Origin of the sequence: Limnospira sp. (genome assembly GCF_051859755.1) — a bacterium.
GTDB classification, from domain to species: Bacteria; Cyanobacteriota; Cyanobacteriia; order Cyanobacteriales; family Microcoleaceae; genus Limnospira; species Limnospira fusiformis.
The window spans coordinates 20,370-27,868 of sequence record NZ_JBIMLI010000060.1 but is presented as its reverse complement, the minus strand read 5'-3'; the positions used below and the strand labels follow the sequence as shown (position 1 = coordinate 27,868).

Here is a 7,499-nt window from a genome sequence, read left to right as displayed (position 1 = left end):
TAAATTTCAGCGGACACCATAAATCAGCCCTCTCTCACCCATCATTATTAATTATTAATTATTAATTATTAATTATTAATTATTAATTATTAATTGTCAAGACTAAATTTCAGCGGACACCATAAATCAGCCCTCTCTCACCCATCATTATTAATTATTAATTATTAATTATTAATTATTTTGAACTGCCTTTGGTTGAATTTATGATTGAGGTTAACAGCCTTAACAGTTCCAGGCAATCTTGATTGATGGAGTGGAAGCCATGGAAGTCTATGTAACCGCCTCTGTATATTAATTCTAGCCAATATTGGGTTTCGTTGGCTTCTTTGAGGGCGATCGCCAATTTATGAGCAAAATCGGCACGACTTTCGCCATATTCTGCTTCCCGAACTAATGCCCCAATTGCCGTACCACTCCGCAAAACTTGTTTAGAGAGGACATACTCGTGTTTTTCTGTGGTAAGATATTGGTATAATTTGACAATTCTCAGTGCAAAAACAAATGACTTATCCTTAACAACATTCTCACTCATAATTATTAATTCGTGAATTAGCAAATCGGCAAATCAGCAAATCGGTTAATTATTAATTATTAATTATTAATTATTAATTGTTAATTGTTAATTTTTTTAAGAAGTCTTCGACTAGATAAGACCGCCAACCGGCGGCGATAAAGGCTTCGTTGTCTTCGGGGGTGAGGGTGACCACGGTTTTGGTCTCCTCCCAGGCGAGTTCCCCGATCGCTTTGACGCTACCACGATCGCTTAATAGTTCATATCCCGCTTGGGGGAGGGGCCAGTTTTCCTGACTCATGCGATCAATGGCGGGAAAAAGACTTTCTTCGATCACTAATTCCCTTAACTCCTCCCAACGGGGGTCAGTGTTTTCTAGGGGAGACTGGACTATAGACCCTGGAGTAGCTAGGGATATCTCTGGGGCGGCGTTGGTCGTAATGGCGTAAAAATGGGGGAGGAATTGGTATAAATTCAGCGATCGCAATGCTTCCCGCCAACTTCCGGGGTCTTCCTGTTGGTCGTCTAACTCTAAGCAGACGAGGCTACCTGTCGCGTTTTTTTCGTGGTTACGCTTCAGGTCTACTAGCGTAAAAATCTGTAATGACTCCGAAATACATACCTCCCCAATGACGTATGTGGGCGGAACTTCCCAAAGGGCGATCGCTTCTGGAGATAGGCGAGTTTCCATCCTCCCTAGAAATTCTGGTGACTTATTATTGGCGGGACTCCCTTGGGCTAGAGTTCGCAATAACGCCCACCTTTGCCAATTTTGCGCCTGGGGTTGGTCTAAATAACTCATTAGCCATGCAAAACTATCCTGGCTTTCCAGGAGTTGCATTCCCTCGCAGTCATATCGCTTATAAAATGAGCCCCCGCATTTCCGGAATTTATCGTTATTTAAGTCCTGACGGAAACTGTCCGGCGGCGGGTTTGTGGTGCGGTGGCTGCGGTTAACCTGTTTCATCACATCATCCCACGTTAACGACCAACACCAAAATCGACCACTACGGACGATCGCCTGACGTTGTTGGAAGTCTTCCTTAATGCGATCGCGATGATATTCCCAACCGTCTGTAAATACCACCACTGGTAAACTCTCCACCCGACTCGAAGCCGGACGCATGATAAAATCCGCCCGACAGGGAATGGTTACACCATCTTTTTCGTCCAGCGTTACTTGAGTTTCCACAATCCAAGCACTATTTTTTAGTTTGATAAAATAGGCTGTTTTACCATCAATAATCTCTGGTTTCAGCACTAAATCAGTTCGCATTGATAGCGCCTTGATAAAGTTCCTCTCTAGTTCACTCTCTAAATTGCTATTAACTCGAATCGCTGATAAACCTTCCGAATGGTCTTTTAATTCACTCCAATGATTCAGTAATTTTCCCAGTAAACTCTCCGCCTTTTTGCGGCTGGTATAGTCTTTATAAAAACTATTCCGATAAGCAAAAATACATTGATAGCACCCGTCTTGATGCCTTTCTTTGCAACTACAGGTTCTCATCTTTTCCAAGGCTTGCAGAAATACCTCTTGTAATTCCTGCGGCTGGCGAATTAATTGCCGCAGATATCCCGTCCCTCCCGGTATGCTATCGAACAGATATAAAAACGATTTGCGGAGGTTGCTTTCCGGTTGCGGTTCTTCGCTAATGGTCGTGCGGAGGTGGTCTACTTTCCCCCGAAACTTCTCTTTTAAGCCTAATTGGAGCGCTGCAATAAACGAGTGCAAACCTTCCGGAGTCCAGAAACTTTCATCCGGCATTAAAAACCGGATTGATTCTGATTCAAATTCCCGGTAAAGATACAGCACCTCGATAGTTTTTACCTGGTCGGGTTTGTCCCGCCACTGACAGCTAATCGCGTGATTTTGGGTGTGGTCCTTATTCCTATCTATTACTTTACCACAACTGCGGCAAACTGTAAACCCTTTTGTCGTAAATTTTTTACCCGCAATTTCCACCGTTTCCCCCGTGGACAAAGACTCGCCTAGGTTGATTTCGCGGAACTTCGTGCGGGAAATATACTCGAACCCAAAGGGAAACTCTGGGTGATTAATCAAAAAAGTTTGTTCGCGAAATTCCGGCAAAAAATCCACTAATAACTGTTTCTCGAAAAATTCGATTTTGCGGTCTTCACTATCATCAGTTAGGCGACTTGTCTGGTCGGCAGTAGTTGCCATAACTTGCCGTAACCGCAGCATAGTCCGCAACCTGCCTTTATCACTCCATAGGGTATCATTACATCGCGGGCAGGTTTTTTGATGGGCTTCTGGTTGAAAACTCTCCGTTGCATAACTACAACTTCGACAAATTCGCCACTCTTGCGGCTCCGATAATTTGAGGTCTATTTGGTCAACCTTTACTCGTCTTCCTTCCGCATAGAAAACCCCGCTGGGTACTAATTCTCTAATCGCCACCTGGCTGGGGCGTTCATAGGTCATGGTTAGCACCTCATAACGCTTACCATTCGCCCCTTGTTTTGGCCGCAGTTTCCGCAAAACCATTGACCGTAAAGTTACTCCCGCTTCCGGGAAAGCATAGTTGGGGAGCAGTCCCTCGTCCGTCAGAAAGTTAAAGATATTTTTGTTGTTGATATCTCGGATAATTTCCCGGAGTCCCTCTTTTTCTTGTTCCATTTCTGCCAGCTTGTCCGGGTCTTGCAGGTGGGTGGGTTCCCCTTTTTGGGCTTTGATTTTTTTGGTGAGGTTGACGATCGCATTATTAAAACGATGTCGTTCTTTTTTCATGCCTTCTAGGCGGTTCAAAATGCGCCAGCCTAGTCCGCCGATTTCCCCTTGTCCCTGGTGCATGAACTCCTCAATTTGGGCTTGAGTTTCTGGCGTAATGGTATCCGCGAATAAATCTATAAATTCCCTCAGTAATTCCCCTTGCTGGCTGTCAATGAACCTTAGCCAATTGTAAGGAAATCGATTTTGGGCTTGATTTTGCAGATGGTTTAGGATATCATTAAGTTGGGGAGAGAATCCTTCCGAGTCTAACCCACTTGCCACCCAATTATCTAGGCAAAACGCCGTCAGTTGTCTCTCTAAAATCGCCGCCGCGTTTAGATAGCATCCCGAAGCCTCTATCCCCCCTTCTAGCATTTGGGCGGGGTCGCTGTAGAAGAATAAATCGTGAGGTTTGGCGTTGGCAATTACTCCCACTAACGCATTACCGTCTCGTCGTCCCGCGCGACCAATTCGCTGCTGGTAGTTGGCAACGTTGGGGGGGAGAGAACACAGGAAAACACTGGAGAGGTCGCCAATATTAATCCCCATTTCTAACGTCGAAGTCGCCGAAATTAAGTTAGGATCACAATAGCGATCGCTCTGGATAAAACGGTGTTCTAAACGTTCGCGGGTAGTGCGGCTTAAAAGTCCCGTATGTTCCGCCGCCACAATGCGACGAACTTCTCCCTGTTGATACATTTGGCGATAGTAGACTAAACCGGGGCGTTGGTCGTCTTCGTGGTAATGTCCCTGACAGCCTAAGCTGCGACAAGTGTCCGGTAAGTGGGAAGAAGTCCGAGAATGGGTGATTTGATGATAACAGCGATCGCAAGTAAGAACCTTTCCCCCTGGGTTAATTATAATCGCAGCCATGGGGATACCCCAAGCGCGACCTTGACCGCAAAAATGAGACTCTAGCAACTTCGCCCCCACCAAAGTCTCTAGGGTGAAGTGTAATATATCAATCAGTTGTTCCTTCAGTAGCAGCGTGTGGGGAGCAAATACTCGCATAGTCCAATCTTCGCACCAACTGTCTCTGTTTTTCCCAGAGATCACCCTTTCAAACTGCTTAGTTTTCGCCGCCGCATTTACCAGAAATTTCGGCGCGGGGACAGAAGGACCCACCCCTGGCATATAAACTAATTTAGACAAAAGATATGTTTCGCCGCCACTGCTGATATAATTGCCTTGGGTGACAGGTTGCACAATCCCTCCCCGGTGGCGGAGATGATGCAATAAACCCACGATTAACTCCCTTACCCGGTCCTCACTCACTGTCCGCAGCGCTTCTATTTCATTACTCAGCTTTTGGTGTAGCGTCTTAGTCGCAGCCGTCAGGAATTGGGGGTTAAAGCTGACACTAGCGACCCCGCTGCGTTCCAAAGACGGACCGATCGCCCCTCGGTGTCCGAATTGCGTCACAATTTCCCACACCAGGCGCTTTTCGACTAACTCCAGTAAGTCCGGTAAAGCCGTGTGGGGGTCTAATTTAGACCGATCGCCATTTAGGAAGTCGTCCCACTCCCGCAACCATTGCAGGTCTGTCGGTAGGAAAGTCGCGATATAATTTTCTGGGATGGGGATTTTTTCCCGCCAATAGTCCGCAAAGCGATCGCATAATTCCTGCAAAGTCAGGGGATGTTGAGATTCTCGCACTAATTGGAAAATTGACGTGCGTAATGTGCTACGATAGGTGCGGGCGTTGTAAAATCCAGCCCTGTGAGCAGCATCTTGTACCGAGTCCGAAAAGGTGAGTAGTTTCTTGTCCTGATTGAACGGTGTCGTGTACAAGATGCCAATACTAGCGCTCGTCAGGCTGGCTGCTTGTGCGCCCAAAATTGATAAGCCGTTCGAGTTGCCACAGAAAGGGCAGTCATGGTTAGATATTAACTGTTCCTGTCCGTTTCGGGTTACTGTTTGCGTCACCTCCGGGACTAACACCCGGATTAAATTATCCGCGTTGTTTTCCTTATGACAACCCTTACAGAATTCCACCGAAGTTGGGTTAACCGTGAGACAGTGACGACAGAGGAGTTGAGTTTCCTCGTGAGACTCGTCGCAGGGAAACAGGAAGGACACTAACGGCTTCTGGCTGAAAAACGCTTGATAGAAGCCACGCAGGTCGTTGGGGATAAGTTTATTATTAATCGTGGAATGGCGCACACCACCCCAACCCGTCGCCCCACAGTCGCGACAGTGCATGACCGGTAAGGTTTTCTGATTTTGGCGTAACTCTGGGGTGAGGTCGTCCGAGAAAGCAAGTTCCGGCTGCGACTCCACAGAAGCCACCATACGCTTGAGTTCCCGAAACCAGACCTGTACCCGTAATGTCACCCAAGGGGCTATGATTATTGTACCATTGGGGTTGTCAATTTGGCAACGTGCCGCGCTAATTAACGCGAAAATGCTATCCAGGAGAAGATAGCAATATTCTGGGTGTTGTTTGACCGGGAAGTGGAGACGGCTACCAATGCGATCGAGAATTTCCTCGTAGGTGCAGGATTTTTCCTTTAAAACCCTGATTAAATTATGGATAATTGGGAGGCTTTTTAGTTCCTTCCCTAATTCTACCCGCCACTGGTCGTCTATGGGTTTATTAATAAAAGTATCCGTTTCTGTAGTCGGGTTTAACCAAAGTTGCGCTTGAGTTTGTAGATAGTTTTCCGGGTCGGTGTAGTTGTCCGGTTGCAGTTTTTCCCAGTCCTCTAACCTCGGTAGGGGGAGGACGTTTAATAAAGCATTCCCCAAAAATTCCCCATCACTTAGGCGGTCTTCTTCAATTAAAGCCGCCGCCTCAAACTCTTCTTTAAAGATAGTTTTACTATAGGCTAAGATTTCCGTTTTATCACTTTTGTTCCCCAAAGTCGCCGAAGTTCCCACACAAGCCAAATGTCCTGGGGGAGTTTGGAGGCGGTGTTTTAGGCGACGCAACAAACAAGCCAAGTCCGTCCCCTGTGCGCCATCAAAAGTATGGAATTCATCAACTACCAAATAGCGCAAAGTTTCCGGTTCATTATTTGTCCATAAAGATTGAAGGTCTGGTCGAATTAGCAGATAGTCCAACATTTTATAGTTAGTCAGCAGGATATCTGGGGGAGACTTTCGCAACATCTCTTTATCAGTAATCACCTTTTCTGGGGTCATCACCCGCGTAGGTTTTTCGTCTTTTTCCCCTACATATAACCCAGCCGTAACCTGACCTTTTAGCGACGGAGTTTGCTCAATTATTTGGGCGATACGTTTACTTTGGTCCGTCGCTAAAGCGTTCATAGGATAAATTAAAATCGCTTTTATCCCCGGTTTATTCCCCTGTTGGCGACAATGTTCTAGGAGGGGAATTAAGAAACATTCCGTTTTCCCCGAACCCGTCCCCGTGGCGATTATAGTTGACTGATAGTTAGGGGGACTGAGGCGATTAAAAGCGCGTTCTTGGTGCAAAAACGGGATAAAACCCAGGGGAATTTCCGGGAAATAGTCCCCGCCAATTGTACCCTGTCGAAACGGTAAACCCACCGAAACATAAGGTCCGCGATAGAGGTTATTAGCCGTTTTCAGGAATCGTTCAATCAACCCATTAAACCCTGGCGTTGTCGGTCGAAAGGTGGTTATCAAATAGTCAGAAACACAGTTCCTAATTTGGGCAGCTACAACTGAAGGAAACATCTCTCTTCTCTTAATTAATAATTAATAATTAACAATTAACAATTGGGGGATAAGAAACCCGGTTTCTCGGCTTCTCGAAAAAGAAACCCGGTTTCTCAAAGAAACCCGGTTTCTCGGCTTCTCGAAAAAGAAACCCGGTTTCCGGGTGGTCTTAATTAATAACCAATAATTAACAATTGGGGGGAAGAAACCGGGTTTATCGGCTCCTGGGGGGATAAGAAACCCCGTTTCTCCAAGGACGAAAAAGAAACCCGGTTTCTCAAAGAAACCCGGTTTATAGGCTGCTGGAGTAAGAAAGGAGGTTTCCGGGGTGGCTGGTGGAGGGATAAAGAAACCCCGTTTCTCAAAGAAACCCGGTTTATAGGCTGCTGGAGTAAGAAAGGAGGTTTCCGGGGTGGCTGGTGGGGGGGTAAAGAAACCCGGTTTCTCAAAGAAACCCGGTTTATAGGCTGCTGGAGTAAGAAAGGAGGTTTCCGGGGTGGCTGGTGGAGGGATAAAGAAACCCCGTTTCTCAAAGAAACCCGGTTTATAGGCTGCTGGAATAAAGGGTCTTTGACAATTTGCCGATAGTGTGTTATGGTGTCCATAATC

At 46.3% G+C, this 7,499-nt stretch carries 3 protein-coding genes; all 3 read right to left on the bottom strand.

The window, feature by feature from the left end:
- Positions 1 to 175: 175 nt before the first annotated feature.
- Complete coding sequence (locus ACTIE0_RS12340; RefSeq protein ID WP_006622930.1) at positions 176 to 532, bottom strand: four helix bundle protein; 357 nt, start codon at positions 530 to 532, stop codon at positions 176 to 178.
- Positions 533 to 605: 73 nt separating this feature from the next.
- Complete coding sequence (locus ACTIE0_RS12335; protein ID WP_006668284.1) at positions 606 to 6,908, bottom strand: DEAD/DEAH box helicase; 6,303 nt, start codon at positions 6,906 to 6,908, stop codon at positions 606 to 608.
- Positions 6,909 to 7,063: 155 nt separating this feature from the next.
- Complete coding sequence (locus tag ACTIE0_RS12330) at positions 7,064 to 7,495, bottom strand: hypothetical protein (protein WP_006668283.1); 432 nt, start codon at positions 7,493 to 7,495, stop codon at positions 7,064 to 7,066.
- Positions 7,496 to 7,499: the final 4 nt, after the last annotated feature.